Below are 23499 nucleotides of genomic sequence, written 5' to 3'. Positions count from 1 at the left end.
CGCGGCCCGCCCGCGCCCGTGCGCGCCGCTAGCGCAGCGTCACCCGGTCCAGCACCCACATGTCCGGACGGAAGTCGCCGCTGAAGCGGATGCACAGCGCTTCGGTCCTGTCGGCGCGGCGCAGCAGCGGCGCGCGCAGGGTGATGAAGCCGTCGGCGTCGGGGCGTGCGGGCAGGGGCGCGGTGGCGATGAGGTCGCCATCGCAGGAGCCGGCGCGGATGTCGAGTTCGCCATGCGCGCTGCGCGCCGGCAGGTAGCGGCGGCGGGCGTTCTCTTCCTCGCTCTGGTCGATGACGTAGGGCAGGCGGCCGGCGCGTACTTCGATGTGCTGCGCGCCGGTCATGGGCGCCTGCTCCCAGCGCCAGCACGGCTGCATGAAGGCGACGTTGAACAGGGCGCGCCGGCCGTCGGCCTGCACGGTGTCGTCCTGCATGCGCAGCACCGGGCCTTCGGCGCTGCACGGCTGCAGCTGGGCGTTGCCGCGGCTGCGCAGGCTGGCGGCGGTCACCTCGAAGCGGTCCGCCGGCTGCAGCGCGGCGCCGCTGGCGAAGGCGGCGCTGCGCAGCTGCACCGGCAGCGCGGCCTCGATGGGGCCGGTGTACAGCGGCGAGCGCAGCGTGGGCTCGCTGCCGTCGAGCGTGTAGCGCACCGGGTAGCCGAGCGGATTGGACAGTTGCAGCGTCGCCTTGTCGTGGCCGGCGGGCGCGTCGGCCAGCAGCACGCGGAACGGCGTACTTGCGTAGCCGACGCCCAGCGCGGCGTAACGCCGGGTCCAGGCCGGCAGGCGCTGCAGGAAGCTGGCGTAGTCCTTGCCGGCTTTCGGCGTCCAGCCGGTTTCGGCCACCGCCAGCAGGCGCGGGAAGGTGTTGTGTTCGACGGCGGCGAAACGCACGTCGTCGGTGGTCCACATGTTCGCCTGCAGGCCGAGGATGTGGCGGCGCTGGGGGGCGTCCAGCGCCTCGGGCACCGGCTCGAAGCGGTAGAACCTTTCCATCGGAATCAGCCGGGGGCTGGGCCGGCCGCCGGGCTCGTCCGGCGAGTCGGTCTGCAGGTAGTCCAGGTACAGATCGGCGTTGGGCGACATCACCACGTCGTGGCCCTGCCGCGCCGCGGCCACGCCACCGTCGATGCCGCGCCAGGACATCACCGTGGCATCCGGCGCCAGGCCGCCATCGAGGATTTCGTCCCAGCCGATCAGACGCTTGCCGTGCGCGTGCACGAGCGCTTCCAGGCGGTGAATGAACCAGCTCTGCAGCGCATCCTCGTCGGCCAGCCCGAGCGCGCGCATGCGTGCCTGCACGCGCGGCGATGCCCGCCATTGCGCCTTGATGGCCTCGTCGCCGCCGACGTGGATGTAGCGGCCGGGGAACAGCTGCGCCACCTCGGCGAACACGCCGTCGAGGAAGTCGAACGTGGCGTCGTTCACGTTGAACAGGTTGGCGTGGATGCCGCGGTGCGCCGAGACCGGGATCTGCCGGCCCTCGGTGCCCAGCGCCGGGTAGGCGGCGATGGCCGCGGTGGCATGGCCGGGCATGTCGATCTCCGGCACCACGCTGATGTGCAGCGCGGTGGCGTGGGCGACGATGTCGCGGATCTCGTCCTGCGAGTACCAGCCGCAGTATGGCGCGGGTTTGCCGCTGGCCGGATCGATGCCGGCGTCGCCGGCGGGGATGCGGCATCCGCCGACCTGCGTCAATCGCGGATGGCGCTTGATCTCGATGCGCCAGCCCTGGTCGTCGGTCAGGTGCCAATGGAACACGTTGAGCTTGTGCAGGGCCATGGTGTCGAGCAGCTGCTTCACCTGCGCCGGCGTCTGGAAATGCCGGGCCGAATCGAGCATGTAGCCGCGCCACGGGAAGCGCGGCGCGTCCTCGATGCGCATCGCCGGAAGGGTCACGCGCGCGGCCTCGCTCTGGGTGAGCAGCTGCCACAGGGTCACCGCGCCATGGAACAGGCCCGCCTCGCTGCTGGCGCGGATCGTGATGCCGTCGTCGCCGACGCTGAGCGCATAGCCTTCCGCCGGGATGCTGCTGGCCGGGTCGACAGCCAGGCGGATGCCGCGTGCACCTTGGCCGCGCGCGGCGATGGATAACGGCGTGAGCCCGGCCTTTGCGAGGAACGCGTTGAGCTGGCCCGCAACCCGCATCGCGGCGTCGCCCTCGGCCTGCACGACGGTGCTGGCGTCCACGGCGAAGGCCGCGGCACCGGCATCGACCCGCATCGAGGCCGGTTGTGGGATGAGCGAGGGGACGATGGCGTCGCCGCCGGCGCGGGCCGGCTGGCACAGCGCCAGCAGGCAGAGGGACAGCCACGCGGATCGACGCATCAGGGGTTCCGGTTGGACCAAGGCCAGGCCGGATTATCCGATGATCGGCTATCGTTGCGCATCGCCGATACCGTTGCCGACGCACGCATGCATGGATACATGAGAAACCTTTTCCTGTGCGTACTGTTGCTGGCGGCGACGCCCGTGCAGGCGGCCACGGCGCCCGGCAACGGGCCCGAACCCGGCATCGAGGTGTTGCTGCGCGAACGCGCCGCCGGGTTGCACGGCAAGCGCATCGGCTTGGTCACCAACATGACCGGCGTCGACCGCGCGCTGCGCAGCGACATCGACCTGCTGGCCGCGCGCGACGACGTCGAGCTGGTCGCGCTGTTCGGCCCCGAACATGGCGTGCGCGGCGACGTGCAGGCCGGTGGGCACGTGGATTCGTCGCGCGACGCGGCCACCGGATTGCCGGTGCACAGCCTCTATGGCGAGCACCGCGAACCGACGCCGGAGATGCTGCGCGGCATCGACCTGCTGTTGTTCGATATCCAGGATGTCGGCGCGCGTTTCTACACCTACCCGTACACCCTGGCCAACGTGCTGCGCGCGGCGCGGCGCGATGGCATCCCGGTATGGGTGCTGGACCGGCCCAATCCGGTGGGCGGGCTGCAGGTGGAAGGCCCGGTGCTGGAGCCGGCGCAGGCCTCGTTCGTCGGCATGTTCCCGATCCCGGTGCGCCACGGCATGACCATCGGCGAGCTGGCGCGGCTGTTCAACGCCGCGTTCGGCATCGGCGCCGATCTCACCGTGGTGCCGATGCGCGGCTGGCGGCGCGGCGATGCCGAGCCGGGCGGGGCGATGCCGTGGGTGCCGCCGTCGCCGAACATGCCCACGCGCGACACCGCGCTGGTCTACCTGGGCACGGCGCTGCTGGAAGGCACCAACGTGTCCGAGGGACGCGGCACCACGCGCCCGTTCGAGACCCTCGGCGCGCCGTTCGTCGATGCGCGGCAACTGGCCGATGCGCTCAACGCGCTCGACCTGCCGGGCGTGCGTTTCCGCCCGACCGCGTTCACCCCGAGTTTCTCCAAGCACGCCGGCAAGGCCTGCGGCGGGGTGCAGATCCACGTCACCGACCGCGAGGCGTTCCTGCCGTTCCGCACCGGGCTGGCGGTGGTCAAGACCCTGCACGACCTGTATCCGGACGCGTTCCGCTTCCAGTCCGATGCGCCGGGCGCGACGCCCGGCTTCTTCGACAAGCTGGCTGGCAATGCCTGGCTGCGCGAGGCGATCGGGCGCGGCGACACGCTCGATGCGATGCAGGCGCGCTGGCAGCCGGCGCTGCAGCGTTTCGAGGCGCTGCGCACGCGCTATCTGCTGTATCCGTGAGCCGACCCGCCCGCGGCCGCCGGCTGTCCGCCGGCGGCCATGCGGGCTCAGTCGCGCGTGCGCAGGGTCGCCTGCTGCAACACCCACATCTGCGGCCGGGTGTCGCCGCTGAAGGTCATGCACAGGTCGGCGCGACCGCTGGCCGGGACCCGCAGCGGCGCCTCCAGGGTGATGAAGCCATCGGCGTCCGTGGCCTGCGGCAACGGCTGGGACGCCAGCACCGGGCCCTCGCAGCCATCGCGCACCTCGAACTCGCCATGCGCCGCCACCGCCTTGCGGAAGCCGCGCTTGGCTTCTTCCTCGCGCAGCAGGCCGAAGTTGTAGGGGATGCGGCCGGCGCGCACCTGGATGGACGCCACGTCCTGCAGTTGCGCGTCTTCCCACAACCAGCACGGGTTGAAGATGGTCACGTCGAAGCTCGCGCGCGGGCCTTCGGCGGGGGTGTCATCCTCCAGCCGCAGCAGCAGGCGGCCGCCCTGCGGGCACTGCGCCAGGGTCTTGTCGGTGCGGGTCAGCAGCGCGGCGGCGTCCAGCGTCCATTGGCTCGCGCGGTCGGCCAGCGGCTTGCCGTCGAAGAACGCCGCGGCCTGCAGTTCGGTGGGCACCGGAACGTCCAGCGGCGCGGTGTAGGCAGGCGACCGCGAGGTCGGCACGCTGCCATCGGTGGTGTAGCGGATGTCGCCATAACCCAGCGGATTGGACAGCTCGACCCGCACCCGGTTGCCGGCGCGGTCGTCCTGGCGCTGCATCGCCACCGACAGTGCGGTCTGCCCGTAGGCGATGCCCAGCGCGCGGTAGCGGTGCAGCTGTACCGGCAGGCGTGCGAGGAAGCCGTCGTAGTCCTTGCGCTCCAGCGGCGTCCACGCGATTTCCGCCAGCGCCGCCATGCGCGGGAACAGGTTGTGCTGCAGCCGCTCCCAGGTGCGGGTGTGTTCGGTCCACATGTTGGCCTGCACCCCGATCACGTGCCGGCGCTGCGCGGCCGGCAACTGCGCCGGCACCGGGTCGAACGCGTAGATCTTCTGCATCGAGGTGAACTTCGGCCGGCCCGGCGGCTCGTCCGGCAGGTTGGTCTGCAGGAAGTCCAGGTACAGGGTGTGGCCGGGCGACATCACCACGTCGTGGCCATGGGTGGCGGCCTCGATGCCGCCTTCGATGCCACGCCAGGACATCACCGTGGCCTGCGGCGGCAGCCCGCCTTCGATGATCTCGTCCCAGCCGATCAGCTTGCGGTCGCGCGCCTCCAGGAACGCTTCCAGCCGCTTGAGCATGTGCGACTGCAGCGCTTCCTCGTCCTTCAGCCCGAGCCGGCGCATGTGCGCCTGCACCGCGGGCGATGCCTGCCACTGGTACTTCACCGCCTCGTCGCCGCCGATGTGCACGTACGGGCCCGGGAACAGCTCGATCACCTCGGCCAGGATGCCTTCCAGGAACTGCAGCGTTTCCTCGCGCGGATTGAACAGGTAGGGATTCACGCCCCAGTTGTGCGACGGTTCGGTGGGGCCATCGACCACGCCATGCTCGGGATAGGCCGCCACCGCCGCCTGGGCGTGGCCGGGCACGTCGATTTCCGGGACGATGGTGATGTGGCGGGCGGCGGCATAGGCCACCACGTCGCGGATCTGCGCCTGCGTGTAGTGGCCGCAGTAGCGGTTGGGGGAGCCGTCGGCCCTGCGCCCGGCCTCGCCCGGCGGCACGCGGCAGCCGCCGACTTCGGTGAGGCGCGGATAGCGCTTGATCTCGATGCGCCAGCCCTGGTCGTCGGTGAGGTGCCAGTGGAAGGTGTTGAGCTTGTGCGTGGCCATCGCGTCGAGCACCGCCTTGATCTGCTCCACGCTCCAGAAATGCCGCGCCGAATCGAGCATCAGCCCGCGCCAGGCGAAACGCGGGGTGTCCTCGATCCGCATCGCCGGCAGCGCCACCGCGCTGGACTGCGGCCCGGCGAGCAGTTGCCACAGCGTCATCGCGCCATTGAACAGCCCGTGTTCGTCGCCGGCCTGGACGCTGATGCCTTCGTCGCCGATGTGCAGCGTGTAGGCCTCCGGCGAGGTGCCGGCGGCTGCGGGCACGATGCGGAACTCGATGCCCGGGCCCTGGCCGTCGGCCAGCCGCAGTGGCGTGGTCCTGGCCAGCAGTTCGGTGAATTGCGTGGCGACGCGGCCGGCGGCATCGCCCGGTGCGCGGACCGCGGTGGTCGCATCGACGACGAAGCGGCCCTCGGCCGGCTGCACCACGGCCGGCAATGGAATCACCGGTGCGCCCTGCACGTCGGCGGCGGCCACGGCCAGTGCGGGCGCGGGGGACGCGCTGGGCGTGCAGCCTGTGGCAATGGCGGCCGCGGCGAGCAGGGCGGCCGCCATCAGTGTGGCGGCGGTTCGGTTTCGGATCATCGTGACTCCCTGGAACTGGATGGCGGCGTGGCGGCCCGCGCCGGTGTCCGGGCGGTGGGGCCTGCGACGCGGGCCGCCGGCCGCCACTGTAAAAAAAGCGGGCCTGGAAAAGCTCCAGGCCCGTTGGAGGAGAAAGAACGCAATCGGTATTCCTGCAGCTCCGCCCTTAGAAGGCGAAGCGCAGCGAGGCCATGTAACGGCGGCCGCTCAGGTAGGCACCGCGGGTGAGCTGTTCCACGCCCGAGTAGGAGTGGTACTGCTCGTCCAGCAGGTTCATGCCTTCCAGGCCGACGGACAGGTTTTCGTTGATCCGGAAGGCGATGGACGCATCCAGCGAGGCATAGTCCATGGTCCACAGCTGGCGGCCGGCGCTGACGTTGGTGAAGTACTTGTCACGCCAGCCGTAGGTGACGCGCGCGGTCCAGGTGTCGTTCTCGAAGAACGGGCTGATGTTGAACTGGTTCTTCGAGTTGAACGGCAGCGGGCGGCCGCCGGTGGCTTCGCCGTCGGAGTAGGTGTAGTTGGCGACGATGCCGAAGCCAAGCCCGAAGTTCTGCTGCCAGGCCAGCGAATAACCCTTGATCTTCGCGTCGCCGGCATTGCGCGGACGGTCCACCAGGTAGGTGTCGTTCTTGTTCTGGTTCTGGTTCCAGTGCGTCTCCGGGGTGGACTCGGTGAGGATGTAGTCGGCCACGTCGCGGTAGAAGATCGAGCCGGCGACGATGGCGTTCTCCGAGAAGTACCACTCGGCCGAGAAATCCACGTTGGTGGACTGGTACGGCTTGAGGTTCGGGTTGCCGCCGCCGCCGGTCAGCGCGGTGTCGGACAGCCACAGGTAGGAGGAGATGTCCGTGTAGTTCGGGCGGGCGATGGTCTTGGCCACGGACGCACGCAGTACCAGCGACTCGGTGGCGTCGTACACCAGGTTCAGGTTCGGCAGCACGTTGTTGTACTTGTTCTTCTTCACCACCGGGTCGTACGACGCCGCCAGCTTCTCGGCCGACCATTCCGGCTTGGTACAGCCGGCCAGGCCGGTGTTGCATTCGTAGCTGCCCGACTCCAGGTCGGTGCGCACGTAGCGCACGCCGACGTTGCCGCGCAGCTTGTCGAAGCTGAAATCGGCCTGCACGTACGCCGCGCCGATGTCCTCGTTGATCGACCAGTTGTTGCGCGCGAACTCCTCGGCGCTGAACGGCGAGACGACCGGCATGGTCTGCCACGGTGCCAGCCACTTGCCGCTGCTGATGTACTCGGCCAGCTTCCAGCCATCGATGGTGAAGCGCTTGCCCAGGTCACCGTAGCCGCTGAACCCGTTGAGGTAGTTGCCGGGCAGCTCGCGCGGATCGAACTGCGAGGCCTTGGCGTCGCCATAGGTGGCTACTGCGGCCAGGCCGATGCCCTGCTGGACCTGGCTGGTCTCGTGCTTGCGCTGCTTGTAGCCGAAGCGGACCAGGTAGACCGGCGAGTCGAGCTTGATGCCGAAGTCGACCTGGCCGTAGGTTTCCTTGTCGACGGTCGGCTTCTCGACCAGGTTGCCGCCCCAGCCGGTGTTCCAGCCGGGCTTGGACGGGTCGCCGCCCCAGCCGCCGTCCATCTGGAACTGGTCCGGGTTCAGGAACGGATTGCTGCCGGTGAACGTGACGCTGCCGGGATTGCCCGGGGCGTCGGCGATGGACCAGGTGTAGTCGGTGCGCGCCAGGAACTCGCCGAACACCTGCTTCGGGCCGCCGTCGGCCTTGGTGCGGCCGATATGGGTGGACGCGAACCAGCGCTCGTCGTTCCAGTCGAGCTTGACGTCGTAGGTCGACGACTCGACGTTGGCGCGGCGGTTCTGCAGGTCGAACACCACCAGCCCGTTCTTGTGGCTGGCACTGGTGATCAGCCCGTCCTTGACGGTGATGTCGCTCAGCGTCTTCAGGCTGTTCCAGGTGTTGCCCTGGTGGGTGAACATCGACTGCGCCATGTGGTCGAAGTTGGCGTCGATCTTCAGCGCGTTCAGCTCGATGTTCATCTGCTCCACCGGCTTGAACTGCAGCGCCAGCGAGTAGGTCTTGCGCTCGCGCTGCTGCTCGAAGAAGTGCGCGCTGGTGGAGTTGGGGCCGACCGCGTTCGGGTTGGCGTACAGGGTTTCGGCGCAGGTGCCGGTACAGGTGGCCGGCAGCGTCGGCTGCACGCCGTTGACCGGCGGCTTGGACCAGTCCGGCGGCAGGTTGGTCACCGAGCCCGGGGCACCGCCGACGCCGGCGATGTAGTCCTTGGCCCGCACGATGCCGTAGGACTCGATGCCGTCGCGGCGGATGCTCTCGTTGGAGGCCTGGGCCGAGACGATCACGCCGAAGCTGCCGGCGTCGTTCTTCCACGCGAACGCGGCCGAGGCGTTGGGATCGGTCTTCTCGACGCGGTCGTTGCGGCCGTAGCTGACGCGGCCGGACAGGCTGACCTTCTCCGGCATGTCCAGCGGCTTGCGGGTGGAGACGATCACGGTGCCGCCGATCGAGCCTTCATCGATGCGCGCTTCCGGCGACTTGAACACTTCCACCTTGCCGACCAGCTCGGGCGCCAGCAGCGAGTAGTTGAAGGTGCGGGTCGGGAAGTCGGACATGTTCCAGTCGCCGGAGGCGATGGACTGGCCGTTGAGCAGGGTGCGGTTCAACGCCGGATCGGTGCCGAGGATCGAGACCTTCTCGCCCTGGCCGTAGGCGCGGTCGATGGTCACGCCGGGGATGATGGTCATCGCCTCGGCCACGTTGGTGGCCGGGAACTTGCCCACGTCCTCGGCGGTGATGACGTCGACGATGGCGTCGGCATTGCGCTTGGTCTCCAGCGACTGCTGCAGGCTGGCGCGGATGCCGGTGACGACGACGCGGTCGAGGTCGGTGGCCTCCTTCTTGCCGGCCTCCTGCGCGTGCGCGGAAAAGCTCAGGCAGGTGACGATGGCGGCGGACAGTACGGACTTGCGGTACCTCATGATGTCTCTCCTCATCATTGGCGTGATTGTGGGTTGAACCGCGGTTGCTGGGGGGTGCCGGTGCGCGGGCGCGTGCCCGTGCGGCGGTGTCGTGGCTGCGTGGGTGGGAGCGTGCTCAGGTGCTGCGGTGCTGCAGGTACCAACTGGCTGCGCCGATGACGCCCAGTTGCCCGTGCTCGACCAGTTTCACGGGGATGCGCTGCAGCGCCTTGGCCATGGGTCCCTTGTTGAGGAACCGCTCGACGAAGGTGCTGCCGATGAGGAACGGGCCGAGCTTGGGCAGGATGCCGCCGGCCAGGTAGATGCCGCCCTGCACGCCGTAGAGCAGGGCCATGTCGCCGATGGTGGAGCCGAGGATTCCGCAGAACAGCTCCAGGGTCTGGACCGCGAGCGGGTCGCTGCCATCGCAGGCGGCGGCGCTGACCGCGTCGGGGGTGGCGTGCACGGGCGCGGTGCCGCGCACCGCGCACAGGGCGTTGTAGAGGTTGAGCAGGCCGGGCCCGGACAGCGCGCCGTGCTCGATGGAGACATGGCTGCGGTTGCGCAGCATGTGCTGCAGCACGGCCATTTCCAGTTCGGTGCCGGCGGCCAGCGCGGCCTGCCCGGCTTCGGTGGCGAGCACGACCGAGCGCTCGCCGACGGGAATCCAGAGCGCGGCGCCCAGGCCGGTGCCGGGGCCGACGACGAGGGTGGGGCCGCGCGGCGCCTGCGCCGGGCCGGTGAGCTGCAGCACCTGGCTGCCGTCGATGTGGGCGGCGGCGTGGGCGACTGCCTCGAAATCGTTGACCAGGTGCACGGCCTCGAAGCCGAGGTCGTCGCGGATGCGGCTGGCCGACAGCGGCCACGGCAGGTTGGCCGAGATCACGCTGCCGTCGGCCAGCGCGTAGCCGGCGCTGGCGATGACGCATTCGCGCGCGCCGGGGGCGTGGGCGTGGAAGTCGGCCAGGATCTGGCCCAGCCCGGCGTGGTCGGCGCAGCGGTAGCGGCGGTAGGCGATCACGTCGACGGCCTGGCCCGGCGTGGCACGGACCAGCCCCACCCGCACATGGGTGCCGCCGACATCGGCGGCGATCAGCGGCACGGCCGGCGCGGCGATGGGCTGGTGCTGGGTTGGACTGAAGCTGGCGACCACGCGGTTCCCCCGGAGTGTCTGCAGTTCCATGGGGAGCTGCGGCATCCGGAGTTTCGGCGTTGCCTGACAACGATGTCAAGCTGTTCTGCAAAAAATTTTCAGATCAACAATGCCGTCAGAATTTCAAATAACCCAATGATTGCAATGGCAAAAATTATTTCATTCGAAACGATGCTTCAAATTTGGAGGGTGCGTAGGACCAGTCGGTTGTATTCGTGAAATTTTTTCGCATCGCCCGGACCTGGCTCGCTGCCCGCGCCCGGGGGCCGGCACCGCAGCGGCCTACGTGGTCCGTCCCCATGAAGAAAAGGGCCACCGTTTCCGGTGGCCCCGGGGGCGTGCTCAGTGCGTGGTTTCCAGTTGTATCCAGTCCAGCGTCCACAGCGCCGGCCGGGTGTCGCCGGTGAAACGGATGCACAGGTCGGCGCGCGGCGGCGCCGCGTGCAGTGGCGCGCGCAGCTCCACGAACCCGTCGGCGCCCGGCGCCGCCGGCAGCGGCACCGACACCAGCGGCGTGCCCTTGCAGTCGGCCAGGATCTCCAGCTCGCCATGCGCGGTGCGGGCGGGTGCGAAGCGGCGGCTGGGTTCGTCGTGGGCGAGCTGGAAGTTGTACGGGATGCGCCCGGCGCGGACCTTCACCGCGCTCACGCCCGCCAGGTCCGCGTCCTGCCACAGCCAGCACGGGCTGAAGATGTTGACGTTGAACACCGCGCGCTCGCCGTCGGCGGGGCCGTCGTCCTCCAGGCGCAACAGCAGCTTGCCGTCGCCGGGGCAGAGGCCGAGCCGGGTGTCGTCGCGGGTGAGCAGCGAATCGGCGGTGACCGCGAAGCGGCTGGCCGCGGCGAGCGGCTTGCCGTCGAAGAACGCCGCGGCGCGCACCTCGGCCGGCAGCCTGACCTGCAGCGGCTGTACGTAGCGCGGCGACGCGGCGCTCACCGCGCTGCCGTCGAGCGTGTAATGCACCGCGTAGCCGAGCGGATTGTCGAGCGTGACCGTGGCGGTGCCGGCGCTGCGGTCGCCCTTGTCGTGCATGTCCACCTGGAACGGCGTCTGCGCGTAGTGGATGCCCATCGCGCGGTAGCGCTGCAGCTGGCGCGGCAGGCGCTGCAGGAACCCATCGAAATCGCGCTTGTCCGCTGGACTCCAGCCGGTTTCGGCCACCGCGGCCAGGCGCGGGAACAGGTTGTGCTCCAGATTGCGGTCGTTGCGCGTGTGCTCGGTGAACATGTTGGCCTGCAGGCCGAGGATGTGCTGGCGCTTGTCGGCGGCCAGTTCCGCGGGCACCGGCTCGAACCCGTAGGCCTTGCGCAGCTCGATGGTCGTCGGCCGGCCCGGCGGCTCGTCTGGCGAGGACGTCTGCAGGTAGTCCATGTACATGTGGGTGACCGGCGACATGATCACGTCGTGGCCTTCGCTGGCCGCCTTCAGGCCGCCTTCGGTGCCACGCCAGGACATCACCGTGGCTTCGGGCGGCAGGCCGCCCTCGAGGATTTCGTCCCAGCCGATCAGGCGGCGGTCGTGCTGCTCCAGGAACTTCTCCAGGCGCTTGATCATGTGGCTCTGCATTTCCATCTCGTCCTTCAGGCCGAGCCGGCGCATGTGCGCCTGCACGCGGGGGGAAGCGATCCACTGGTCCTTGACCGCCTCGTCGCCGCCAACGTGCACGTACCTGGCCGGGAACATGTCGATCACTTCCAGCAGCACGTTCTCCAGGAACTGCAGGGTGCTTTCTTCGGTGTTGAACAGGTTGGGGAACACCCCCCACTGGTTGTCGATGGCCAGCTTCTGGCCGGTCACGCCCAGCTCGGGGTAGGCGGCGATGGCCGCGGTGGCGTGGCCGGGGACGTCGATCTCCGGGATCACCTGGATGTGGCGCTCCGCCGCGTACGCCACGATCTCGCGGATCTGCGCCTGCGTGTAGTAACCACAGTAGCGGCGCGGCTCGCCGGTGGCCGGGTCGCGGCCGGCATCGCCCAGCGGCACCCGGCAGCTGCCCACCTCGGTGAGCTTCGGGTAGCGCTTGATCTCCATGCGCCAGCCCTGGTCGTCGGTGAGGTGCCAGTGGAAGGTGTTGAGCTTGTGCTGGGCCATGGCATCGAGCAGCTTCCTGATCTCGTCCATGCTCTGGAAATGGCGGGCCGAATCCAGCATCAGCCCGCGCCAGACGAAGCGCGGCGCATCGGTGATGGTGGCGGCGGCGACCTCGCCGGGGGTCTGGTCGGTCAGCAGCTGCGCGGCGGTGACGGCCCCGTAGAACAGGCCGCGGTCATCGCTGGCACTGACGTCGATGCCGGTGTTGGAGACCTTCAGCGTGTAGGCCTCGGCCGGGTTGGTCGCCGATGGGTCCAGGCGGAAGCGGATCTGTGCCTTGCTGGCGTTCTCGGCCACCGCCAGCGTGGGGCCGCCGTTCTGCCTGAGCAGCTCGACGAACTGGGCGGCGACGCGGCGCGAGGCCTCGTCATTGCCACCGACCCGGGCGGCATCCTTCAGTACGAAGTCCTTGCCGCCGTCGGCCTGGTAACGGGCGGGCAGCGGGATCAACGACGGTGCGCCGGCGGCGTGGACCTGCACGGCGGTGAGGCCGAGCAGCAGGCAACTGCCGAGCAGGGTTGCGCGACGACGCGCACGGAGGGACTTCGTCATCGGGGCGGAGCTCCTGTGTTTTCTGGAGGGTACTCAAAAAAACGCCGGGCCCGGAATGATCCAGGCCCGGCGCGTCATGCTGCCCGGCGGTGCGGCGTGCCGGGATGGATCAGAACTTCACGCGGGCATTGAGGTAGTACTGGCGCCCGTTGCTGTAGAACGCGGTCGGAATGCTGGCGCTCTGGTAGTACTTGTAGGTCGGGTCGTTGAGGTTCAGCGCATCCAGGCTGAAGCTCAGGTGGTCGTTGAACTTGTAGCTCAGTGCCACCGACAGGGTGCCGAAGCTGTCCTGGTAGTACGGATTGGCGCCGGACAGGCCGATCAGGAACTTCGAACGGTAGGTGTAGCCCACGCGTGCACCGAAGGTGTCGTTTTCGAAGTAGGCACCCACGTTGTAGGTGTTCTTCGAAGTGCCGGTCAGGTTGTTGCTGCCGTCGGCCCAGGTGTGCGAGGTGCTGCCATCGGCGTAGGTGTAGTTGCTGGTGACGCCGAAGTTTTCGCCGATCGGTTGCTCGTAGACCAGTTCGACGCCGGTGACCTTGCCGTTGGAGTTGACCGGAACCGAGACGTTGTACGGCTCGAGCTTGTGGGTCAGCTCGCTGAACAGCATCTGCGTCTCGGTGCCGAAGGCCACGTAGTCCTTCAGGTTCATCGAGTAGGCGCCGATCGACAGCAGGCCGCGCGGCATGAAGTACCACTCGAGGTTGGCGTCGAAGTTGGTCGATACGATCGGCTTCAGGTTCGGATTGCCGCCGCCACCGGTCTTGTTCAGGTCAGAGCCCCAGGACGAGGCGCCGAGCGCGGAAAAGTCCGGCAGGGTCTGGGTCTGGGATGCGGCAAAGCGGAACACCAGGTTGTCGGCCATGTCGAACTTCAGGTTCGCGCTCGGCAGGATGCGGCTGTGCTTGTTGTTGGTGTTGATGATCTTCCAGCCGCCCCACACCGGGCAGGCCCAGCCGCAGCCGGGGCCGGGGCCCTGGGCGAACAGGCTGGTGACATCCGCATTGGCGACGTCGCTGACCGACTGGTAGGACATGATGTCCTGGTCGATATTGACGTAGCGCAGGCCGACGTTGCCGCTCCAGCGGTCACCGACGAAGTTGGCCTGCACATAGGCGGAGAAGTTCTTCTCCTGGACCTTCCACTCGGCGCCATAGTTGTGGCGGCCGTTGGGGCCGTCGTCGTTGGACAGCCAGGTGGAGTTGTTGACCACCGCGTCCTTCAGCGCGCCGGGGGTGAAATACCACAGGTTGCGCGGGAAGGTGCCGCCGATGCTGCTGGCGAAGCCATCCGGGTACGGTGCGGTGGCGCCATTCTTGAGCGCACTCCAGATGTCGCCCGGGCTCGCGCCTTCCGGCGACATAGCCTCGCGCTTGTGGTCGGCGTAGCGGGCGCCGAAGTCGAGCGAGCTCAGCGTGCCGTCGTTGAAGTACTGGCTGAAGTCGGCGGTGAACCACTTCTCCTTGTCCTCGGCGGTGACCTGCTGGTTGCCCCAGGTGCCGAAGCTGGTCACACCGCTCGGGGTGAGGTCGCCGCCGACGTTCCAGTCGATCGGCGCGCCGTTGCCGTGGGTGCTCCAGCTGGCGCCGCCGCCATTGGCCAGGGTCACTTCGGCGATGAACTGGCGTGGGGTGGAGCCGGTGCCCTTGGTCGAGCCGGCCTGGAACTTGGCGCTCAGGTTGTCGTTGATCTGCCAGTCGGCATCCAGGGTGACGTAGCTGCTCTTGGCGGTGGCTTCGCGGTAGATCATGTCGTACACCGCGTAGTCGGTACCCGCCTGGCCGGTGTACGTGGCATCGGTCAGCACGCCATCCTTGACCACGTAGCCGGGGTTGGGTGCCTGCGCGCCGGCAAAGTGGTTGCCCCACAACATGAAGTTGCGGTTGTAGTTGTTGGCGTCCATCTTCGAGCTGAAGCCCTCGACACCCAGGATGAGGGAGTCGGACGGCTTGAACTGCAGTGCGACCAGCCCGCCCTTGCGCTCGCGGGTCTGTTCGAACAGGGTCGAGCCGAGCAGGCCGGGCGCCCACACCCCGACCAGGTCCGGGTTGGTCGCGGCCACCGGGTCGGAGGCGCCGATCTGGAAGAAGCCGCCGGGCACTTCCTGGGCTTCGCGGCGCAGTTCGCGCTTCTGGCTGAACGCCTGCACCATCACGCCGAAGGTGTTGTCGTCATTTTTGTAGTTGAACAGGCCGGACAGCTGCGGATCGTTGGACTTGGCCTGGTCCGAGCGCACCGCGCCGATCGAGGCCTCGGCGGTGATCTGCTTGGCGAACTCCAGCGGCTTGCGGGTGATGATGTTGACCGTGCCGGTGGTGCCGCCGTCCTGCAGCTTGGCCTGCGAGGACTTGTTCACCTCCACAGAACGCACCAGTTCCGACGGCAGCAGGGTGTAGCTGACGCTGCGGCCGACGTTGTTGCCCTGGCTGAGTACGAACCAGTCGGCCGAGCCGACGCTGTGGCCGTTGATCAGGGTCTGGGTCAGGCTCGGGCTGGTGCCGCGCAGGCTCACGCGGTCGGCTTCGTCGAAGCCGCCTTCGTCGGCGCTGGACGAGCTGATGTTCACGCCGGGCAGGCGCTGCAGGGTGTCGGCGACGTTGTGCGCCGGCAGCTTGCCGATGTCCTCGGCGGTCACCACTTCGACGCGGGCATTGGCTTCGCGCTTGGTGTCCAGCGACTTTTCCATCGAGCCGCGGATGCCGGTGACGGTGACGGTGTCCAGGTCGGTCGCCTTGGGCTGCGCTTCCTGCGCGTGGGCGCTGAAGGCAAGGCAGCCGGCGATGGCTGCCGAAAGCAGGGTCTTGCGGTGCATGTTGTCTCTCCTCAACATCGGAATGAAAGGCACGGGCGTGCCGCTTTACGTCTGGTCTTGCTATTGCATCTGTTGCTTATGCTGCGAGGCTTGCGTGGCCAACTTTTCCAGATACCAACTGGCTGCGCCGATGACGCCCAGTTGCCCGTGCTCGACCAGTTTCACGGGGATGCGCTGCAGCGCCTTGGCCATGGGTCCCTTGTTGAGGAACCGCTCGACGAAGGTGCTGCCGATGAGGAACGGGCCGAGCTTGGGCAGGATGCCGCCGGCCAGGTAGATGCCACCCTGCACGCCGTAGAGCAGGGCCATGTCGCCGATGGTGGAGCCGAGGATTCCGCAGAACAGCTCCAGGGTCTGGATCGCGAGCGGGTCGCTGCCATCGCAGGCGGCGGCGCTGACCGCGTCGGGGGTGGCGTGCACGGGCGCGGTGCCGCGCACCGCGCACAGGGCGTTGTAGAGGTTGAGCAGTCCGGGCCCGGACAGCGCGCCGTGCTCGATGGAGACATGGCTGCGGTTGCGCAGCATGTGCTGCAGCACGGCCATTTCCAGTTCGGTGCCGGCGGCCAGCGCGGCCTGCCCGGCTTCGGTGGCAAGCACGACCGAGCGCTCGCCGACGGGGATCCAGAGCGCGGCGCCCAGGCCGGTGCCGGGGCCGACGACGAGGGTGGGGCCGCGCGGCGCCTGCGCCGGGCCGGTGAGCTGCAGCACCTGGCTGCCGTCGATGTGGGCGGCGGCGTGGGCGACGGCCTCGAAATCGTTGACCAGGTGCACGGCCTCGAAGCCGAGGTCGTCGCGGATGCGGCTGGCCGACAGCGGCCACGGCAGGTTGGCCGAGATCACGTTGCCGTCGGCCAGCGCGTAGCCGGCGCTGGCGATGACGCAGTGCGCCACCTGCCGGTGGTGGCTGGCGAAGTCGGACAGGATCGCGCTCAGGCTCGGATGGTCGCCGCAGCGGTACTTGCGGTAGGACAGGATCTCGATGGTCCCGCCATCGCTGCCGCCGGCGCGGATCAGGCCGACGCGGACATGGGTGCCGCCGACGTCGGCGGCCATGAAAGGTAGAGACGCGCTGTCGAGCGGAAAGGTCTGCAGTGTGGGGGCGGCAGCGGTCACTCGGTTTCCCTATGGCGTTGGGGGAGCGCCCGTCAGGCGCCATCGGGAGCCGAGTCTGTAATCGTTCTGACAACGATGTCAACGAATAGTTGAAACTTTCGATGCTGCGCCGCAGCGCCGTTCTGCGCGGCGGCGACGGCTGCGGTTCGGTTGCATTCGAAAGCAGGTGGCCGGCAAACCCTGCGTTTTCAAGCGTGCGAGCACTGGCTGCATGCCGTGCGGCACGCTGCCAGCGTGGGCGGCAGGCGGGTCACGCGTACACGCGTTGTTGACAAACGCGTCGGCACCCAACCATAAATGTGACAACGTTGTTCCCAGTTACCACCGGTCGGCGTGAGCCGTCCCTCTCGCAGCTGCAGGAGCCTTGACCAATGTCCGCTGTTCCCGCTTCCACGCCGCGCACCGGCATGGCGTCGTCGATCGCCATCGTCGGCGGCCTGTTCTTCATCCTTGGATTCTGTACCTGGATCAACGGGCCGCTGATCACCTTCGTCAAGCTGGCCTTCGAGGTCAGCGAGGTGTCGGCGTTCCTGGTGTTGATGGTGTTCTACCTGTCCTACTTCTTCCTGGCGCTGCCGGCGTCGCTGATCCTCAACCGCACCGGCATGAAGAAGGGCCTGGCGCTGAGCCTGGCGGTGATGGCGGTGGGGGCCATGCTGTTCGGCCAGTTCGCGACGCAGCGCTGGTTCGCCGGTGCGCTGGGCGGCCTGTTCGTGATCGGCGGCGGCATGGCGCTGCTGCAGACCGCGGTGAACCCCTACATCTCGATCCTCGGCCCGATCGAGGGCGCGGCCCAGCGCATCGCGCTGATGGGCATCTGCAACAAGGTCGCGGGCATCCTGGCGCCGATCGTGATCGGTTCGCTGGTGCTGCACGGCATCGGTGATCTCGACGCCCAGGTGCAGGTCGCGGACGCGGCCACCAAGGCGCAGCTGCTCAGCGATTTCGCCGCCAAGATCCATACCCCGTACATGGTGATCGCCGGGGTGCTGCTGCTGGTGGCGGTGGGCGTGCTGTTCTCGCCGCTGCCGGAAGTGCGCGCGGCCGAGGCCAACGCCGTGGCCGCCGACGGCGCCGCGGAAAAGCACAGCATCTTCCAGTTCCCGCACCTGTGGCTGGGCGTGCTGTGCCTGTTCGTCTACGTCGGCGCCGAGGTGATGGCCGGCGACGCCATCGGCACCTACGGCCATGGCTTCGACCTGCCGCTGGACCAGACCAAGCTGTTCACCTCGTATACGCTGACGGCGATGCTGGTCGGCTATCTGGTCGGCCTGGTGCTGATCCCGCGCTTCATCTCGCAGGAGCGCTGGCTGGCGGTCTCGGCGGCGCTCGGCGTGCTGTTCAGCGTGGGCGCCTACGTCACCCAAGGCTACGTCTCGGTAGGCTTCGTGGCCGCGCTGGGCTTCGCCAACGCGATGATGTGGCCGGCGATCTTCCCGCTGGCGATCCGCGGCCTGGGCCGCTTCACCCAGACCGGCTCGGCGCTGCTGGTGATGGGCATCGCCGGCGGCGCGATCATTCCGCAGGCGTTCGCGGTGCTCAAGCAGCATTTCGACTTCCAGCTGGTGTTCGCCGCGCTGATGGTGCCGTGCTACCTGTACATCCTCTATTTCGCTGTCCGCGGGCAGCGTGCGGGCCGCGCGCATGGCGGCTGAATCGAGCATCATGGCGGCCAGTCAGTCCAGCCAGGAAACCGTCATGCGCAGGCCCACCATCAAGGACGTCGCCGAGCGGGCAAAGGTGTCGCTCAAGACCGTGTCGCGGGTCATCAACAACGAACCGTCGGTGATGCAGGCCACCCGCGCGCGGGTGCTGCGCGCGGTCGCCGAGCTGGATTACGAGCCGGATCCGTCGGCGCGCAACCTGCGCAGCAACACCACGTTCGTGATCGGGCTGGTCTACGACAACCCGAACCCGTACCACATCATCGGCGTGCAGAACGGCGTGCTGTCGGCCTGCCGCGAGACCGGCTTCGGCCTGCAGATCCATCCATGCGACTCGACCTCGCCGATGCTGGCCGAGGAACTGGCCGACTGGGTGCAGCGCTCGCGCCTGGCCGGGCTGGTGCTGACCGCGCCGATGTCCGAGCGCCCGGAGCTGGTGGCCGCGCTCAACGCGCGCGGGATCAAGACGGTGCGGATCATCGCCGCCACCGAGGACCCGGCCGACGGCGCCTGCGTGTTCGTCGACGACCGCGATGCCGCCTACGAGATCACCGAGCACCTGATCCAGCTCGGGCACCAGCGCATCGGCTTCCTGTGGGGCGGGCCGGAGCACCGCTCCAGCGGCGAGCGCTATGCCGGCTACGAGGCCGCGCTCAAGGACTACGGCATCCCGCTGGACAAGCACCTGGTGATCCCGGGCGACTACACCTTCGACGATGGCTTCCGCGGCGCGCGCCGGCTGCTGGCGCTGCGCGAGCCGCCCACCGCGATCTTCGGCTCCAACGACGAGATCGCCGCCGGGGTACTGGCGGCGGCCAACTCGGCCGGGCTCAACGTGCCCTACGACCTGTCCATCGCCGGTTTCGAGGACAGCCCGTTCTCGCGCCAGTCGTGGCCGGCGCTGACCACCGCCAAGCAGGCCACCGGCGACATCGCCCGGCATGCCGCGCGGCTGCTGATCAGCCAGCTGCGCACCGACGCCTACGAGGACAACCCGGTGCAGCTGCAGAACCAGGGCTTCGTGCCGCAGCTGGTGGTGCGCGGCTCCACCGCGCCGCTGCGCCAGCAGCCGTTGCGGCCGCCTTCCCCTTCCCCCGATCTTTCCGAGTAGAACCATGTTGCCCAGCGAGACCGAAACCCTGATGTTCAACGAGGCCGCGTCCAGCGCCTCGGTGATCGCCGCCCAGTTCGCCCGCAACCACGAGCGCATGCGCGCGCTGGCCGCGGACCTGCGCCAGAACCCGCCGCCGTTCGTGGTCACCTGCGCGCGCGGCAGTTCCGATCATGCCGCCACCTACGCCAAGTACCTGTTCGAGACCCGGCTGGGGCTGGTGACTGCCTCGGCCTCGCCGTCGGTGGGGTCGGTCTACGAGGCCCGGCAGCAGCTGCAGGGCGCGCTGTACCTGGTGATCTCGCAGTCCGGCAAGAGCCCGGACCTGCTGCGCAACGCCGAGGCGGCCAAGGCCGCCGGCGCGCGCGTGGTGGCGCTGGTCAACGTCGAGGATTCGCCGCTGGCGCAGCTGGCCGATACGGTGATCCCGCTCGGTGCCGGTGCCGAGCGCAGCGTGGCCGCGACCAAGAGTTACCTGGCCTCGCTGGCCGCGATCCTGCAGTTGTGCGCCTACTGGCGCGATGACCCGACCCTGATCGCCGCGCTCGACGCCCTGCCCGCGGCCCTGACCCAGGCCTGGCAGTGCGACTGGAGCGCGCTCACCGAAGGCCTGGTCGATGCCCACAACCTGTTCGTGGTCGGCCGCGGCCCCGGCCTGGCCGCGGCGCAGGAGGCGGCGCTCAAGTTCAAGGAAACCTGCGGCCTGCATGCCGAAGGCTACAGCTCGGCGGAGGTCAAGCACGGACCGATGGCGCTGGTCGGCCGCGATTTCCCGGTGCTGGCCTTCGCCCAGCCGGACGAGACCGGCGCCGGTACCCGCGCCCTGGCCGACGAGTTCGCCGCGCGTGGCGCACGCGTGTGGCTGGCGGGCGAGGGCGGCGACCTGCCGGTGGCGGCCGCGCCACACCCGCTGTGCGCGCCGCTGCTGACGGTGCAGAGCTTCTACCGCGCGATCAACGCGCTGGCGCTGCGCCGGGGCCATAATCCGGACCTGCCGCCGCACCTGAACAAGGTGACCGAAACCGTCTGAGCGCCGGTCCCCGGCCTGCGCGGCGGGCCGGGCGTCGCAGGGGGCGGCACAGGCCGCCGCCGGCTCACCGCGCAGGCGCGCGCGACCTGCCGCCGCCGCCATCGAACGGGCAGGGACGCTGCCGTTGTTCATCCTCCCGGCGCAGGGCTGCGGGAGGGCATCCGGAACCAAGAAGATGACCAGTTACGCATTGACCCACGCCCGCATCCTGGGCAACGACGACTTCCACTCCGGCCACGCGGTACTGGTGCAGGACGGCAAGGTGGCGGCGGTACTGCCGGAGGCCTCGCTGCCGGCAGGCGTGCCGCGGCACGATCTGGGCGGCGGCTGGCTGCTGCCGGGCTTCATCGACGTGCAGGTCAACGGCGGCGGTGGCGCGCTGCTCAACAACGCCCCGGACGTGGCGTCACTGCGCACGATGATGCGCGGGCACCGCCGCTTCGGCACCACCGGCATGATGCCGACCCTGATCAGCGACGACGCGGCGGTGATGGCCCAGGCCATCGCCGCGGTGCGCCAGGCCATCGCCGAAGGCGTGCCCGGCATCCTCGGCATCCATCTGGAAGGCCCGTACATCGCACCGGCGCGCAAGGGCACCCACGATGCCGGCAAGTTCCGCGTGCCGGGGCCGGACGAGGTGGCGATGGCGACCGCGCTCGACAACGGTGTCACCGTGATCACGCTGGCACCCGAGCGGGTGCCGGTGGAGACCATCCGCGCGATGGTCGGCAACGGCGCCATCGTCTGCGCCGGCCACACCGCCGCCAGCTACGAGGAAACCCGCGCCGGCCTGGAGGCCGGCATCAGCGGCTTCACCCACCTCTACAACGCGATGACGCCGCTGCAGGGGCGCGAACCCGGCGTGGTCGGCGCCGCGCTGGAGGACCCGCACAGCTGGTGCGGGGTGATCGTCGATGGCGTGCACGTGCACCCGGCCAGCCTGCGCGTGGCGCTTGCGGCCAAGCCACGCGGCAAGGTGATGCTGGTGACCGATGCCATGCCGATGGTCGGCGCCGACGATCCGTCGTTCGCGCTGTATGGCGAGGTCATCACCGCCGTCGATGGCGTGGTGCGCAACGCCGCCGGCTCGCTCGCCGGCTCGGCGCTGGACATGGCTACCGCGGTGCGCAACACGGTCAGGCTGCTGGGGCTGCCGTTGGCCGAAGCCGCGCGCATGGCATCCACCTACCCGGCGCGGTTCCTGCGCCTGGACGACCGCTTCGGCCATATCGCCGCGGGTTACCAGGCGGATTTCGTGCTGCTGGATGAAAGGCTGCAGGTGCAGGCGACGTGGATCGCCGGGCAGCGCGAGTGAGGGAGCCGCTCTCCCTTCGTGGCGGGAGGGCACGGTTTGCGCGCCGCTGGCGCGCGCGTGCGTTCGAGCGCCCACGCCATTGGCGTGGGCCGGGACGCGGAGCGGGAGGGTACGGGCGGAGCCTCACAGCGTTCGATCGTGCGAAGCCCCGTTTTGATCGGCCCTGGGCAACGGCAGCGGCTTTCGCTCCCGCTTCGCGTGAGCGGGTTACTCATCTTTGGCTCGTGCAAAGAGAAGGTAGCCAAGAGCAAGCACGCCTGCCTTCGCGCCCACGGCAGTGACGTGCCGTGGGTCCACTCCGCCGCCGGGATTTTTTTGACGAGACATCCCTGTCTCGTCGAAGAACGACGTGCATCCCAGCACGTCGCCGCTTGCGGGGGCTTGTCCGTCGGCGCCGTCCCTGCGGAAGGGGACCCGGCAAGTCAAATCACGAGCAACAGCAACAGCAGGCCTCTGCTTGTGGTTCCGGCAAAGGTGGCAGTTCTTTTCAACAGACCGAAGGGCTGGTCAATCGCTTCTCGATGCGGTGTCTGCCGGCCTCCGCTACCTGACCGCACGGGATACCCTCCATGAGCAGTTCCCCATCCAGCCAGACACCCACCCGCTTTGCATCGGTCGATGCGCTGCGCGGCATCACCGTCGCGGCCATGCTGCTGGTCAACAACCCGGGCACTTGGAGCCACGTGTACGCGCCGCTGGAACACGCGGAGTGGAACGGCTGCACGCCCACCGACCTGGTGTTCCCGTTCTTCCTGGTGATCGTCGGCGTGTCGATCGCGCTGGGCGTGGTGCCGCGGGTCGAGCAGGGCGCCGACCGCGCCGCGCTGACCCGCAGCGTGCTGGTGCGGGCGGCACGCATCGTCGGCCTGGGCCTGCTGCTGCACCTGTTGGCGTGGTGGTGGCTGGACCTGGCGCATTACCGTCCGCTGGGGGTGCTGCAGCGTATCGGCGTGTGTTTCGCCGCCGTCGGCGCGCTGGCGATCTGGTCGCGCGCGACCACGCAGTGGGCCTGCCTGCTGTTGTTGCTGTCCGGCTACGCGGCGCTGCTGGCCGCGGGGAGCACGCTCGAGCCGTGGCACAACCTGCCCAGTCGCGTGGACACCGTTGTGTTCGGCGACCTGGCCTACCGCTACGACGCCGCCACCGGGCTGGGGCATGATCCGGAAGGGCTGCTGTCGACGCTCGGCGCCCTGGCCTCGACCCTGCTCGGCCTTCGCGCCGGCGCGCTGCTGCGCCAGGGCCGTGCGGCGCGGCTGCTCCCGGCCGCGCTGGTGCTGTTGCTGCTGGGGGCGCTGTGGTCCAGCTGGCAGCCGCTCAACAAGAACCTGTGGACGCCGTCCTACGTGCTGTGGACGTCCGGTTGGGCACTGGCTGCGCTGTGGCTGGCGCACGTGCTCATCGACCGCGTGCAGTGGCCGCCGCTGGGCCGGCGCTTCGGCGTCAATGCGATCACCGCCTACGCCGGCTCCGGGGTGACGGTGCTGGCATTGCTGGGCACCGGCAGCTGGGGGTGGCTGTACAGCCACGTGTTCGACCGCTGGATCACCCCTCTGGCCGGTGCCGAAGCCGCCTCGCTGGCGATGGCCATCGCCTTCGTCGCGGCCTGGTGGCTGCCGATGTGGTGGCTGGACCGGCGCCGGATCTACCTGAAGATCTAGCCCCC

At 69.0% G+C, this 23499-nt stretch carries 13 protein-coding genes; 6 read left to right on the top strand and 7 right to left on the bottom strand.

Going from position 1 to position 23499, the window contains the following annotated elements; translation table 11 throughout:
• Nucleotides 1-28 precede the first annotated feature (28 nt).
• Entirely contained in the window at nucleotides 29-2326 is a 2298-nt protein-coding gene (locus tag AC06E6_RS09010; protein WP_478061030.1) for a beta-N-acetylhexosaminidase, read from the bottom strand.
• A 99-nt stretch (nucleotides 2327-2425) separates the two neighbouring features.
• Between AC06E6_RS09010 and AC06E6_RS09005 the strand changes: the two genes are divergently transcribed.
• Nucleotides 2426-3658, top strand: coding sequence for an exo-beta-N-acetylmuramidase NamZ family protein (locus AC06E6_RS09005; protein WP_240213293.1), 1233 nt, complete (start codon nucleotides 2426-2428; stop codon nucleotides 3656-3658).
• A gap of 47 nt (nucleotides 3659-3705) precedes the next feature.
• Here AC06E6_RS09005 and AC06E6_RS09000 read toward each other — a convergent pair whose 3' ends face one another.
• From AC06E6_RS09000 to AC06E6_RS08975, 6 genes are all read right to left on the bottom strand, one after another.
• Nucleotides 3706-6048 carry a beta-N-acetylhexosaminidase gene (locus AC06E6_RS09000; RefSeq protein WP_478061028.1) on the bottom strand — a complete coding sequence of 781 codons (2343 nt, stop codon included), beginning with the start codon at nucleotides 6046-6048 and terminating at the stop codon, nucleotides 3706-3708.
• Nucleotides 6049-6214: 166 nt separating this feature from the next.
• A complete protein-coding gene (locus tag AC06E6_RS08995; protein ID WP_104938046.1) occupies nucleotides 6215-9016 on the bottom strand; it encodes a TonB-dependent receptor in 2802 nt (933 codons plus the stop codon).
• 115 nt (nucleotides 9017-9131) lie between these two features.
• Nucleotides 9132-10178, bottom strand: a complete 1047-nt coding sequence (locus AC06E6_RS08990; protein ID WP_478061026.1) for a glucokinase family protein — start codon at nucleotides 10176-10178, stop codon at nucleotides 9132-9134.
• A 312-nt stretch (nucleotides 10179-10490) separates the two neighbouring features.
• Nucleotides 10491-12791, bottom strand: a complete 2301-nt coding sequence (locus AC06E6_RS08985; RefSeq protein WP_240213455.1) for a beta-N-acetylhexosaminidase — start codon at nucleotides 12789-12791, stop codon at nucleotides 10491-10493.
• 109 nt (nucleotides 12792-12900) lie between these two features.
• Nucleotides 12901-15603, bottom strand: coding sequence for a TonB-dependent receptor (locus AC06E6_RS08980; protein ID WP_240213454.1), 2703 nt, complete (start codon nucleotides 15601-15603; stop codon nucleotides 12901-12903).
• A 60-nt stretch (nucleotides 15604-15663) separates the two neighbouring features.
• Nucleotides 15664-16716, bottom strand: a complete 1053-nt coding sequence (locus AC06E6_RS08975; RefSeq protein WP_478061023.1) for a glucokinase family protein — start codon at nucleotides 16714-16716, stop codon at nucleotides 15664-15666.
• 371 nt (nucleotides 16717-17087) lie between these two features.
• Between AC06E6_RS08975 and AC06E6_RS08970 the strand changes: the two genes are divergently transcribed.
• From AC06E6_RS08970 to AC06E6_RS08950, 5 genes are all read left to right on the top strand, one after another.
• The gene (locus tag AC06E6_RS08970; RefSeq protein WP_240213453.1) at nucleotides 17088-18371 is read left to right on the top strand and encodes a sugar MFS transporter; all 1284 of its coding nucleotides are present in this window, start codon (nucleotides 17088-17090) and stop codon (nucleotides 18369-18371) included.
• Between the two features lie 43 nt (nucleotides 18372-18414).
• Nucleotides 18415-19491 carry a LacI family DNA-binding transcriptional regulator gene (locus AC06E6_RS08965; protein WP_240213452.1) on the top strand — a complete coding sequence of 359 codons (1077 nt, stop codon included), beginning with the start codon at nucleotides 18415-18417 and terminating at the stop codon, nucleotides 19489-19491.
• Nucleotides 19492-19495: 4 nt separating this feature from the next.
• The gene (locus AC06E6_RS08960) at nucleotides 19496-20521 is read left to right on the top strand and encodes an SIS domain-containing protein (protein ID WP_161613209.1); all 1026 of its coding nucleotides are present in this window, start codon (nucleotides 19496-19498) and stop codon (nucleotides 20519-20521) included.
• 175 nt (nucleotides 20522-20696) lie between these two features.
• Nucleotides 20697-21836: an N-acetylglucosamine-6-phosphate deacetylase gene (gene nagA, locus AC06E6_RS08955; RefSeq protein WP_240213451.1), complete on the top strand. Its 1140-nt coding sequence runs from the start codon at nucleotides 20697-20699 to the stop codon at nucleotides 21834-21836.
• Nucleotides 21837-22405: 569 nt separating this feature from the next.
• Nucleotides 22406-23494, top strand: coding sequence for an acyltransferase family protein (locus AC06E6_RS08950; protein ID WP_240213450.1), 1089 nt, complete (start codon nucleotides 22406-22408; stop codon nucleotides 23492-23494).
• Nucleotides 23495-23499: the final 5 nt, after the last annotated feature.

The sequence above is a fragment of the Stenotrophomonas sp. Steno-Z10-HUANG genome (assembly GCF_056393075.1).
The sequence above is the reverse complement of the archived record's forward strand: the minus strand, read 5'-3'. Positions and strand labels throughout refer to the sequence as shown.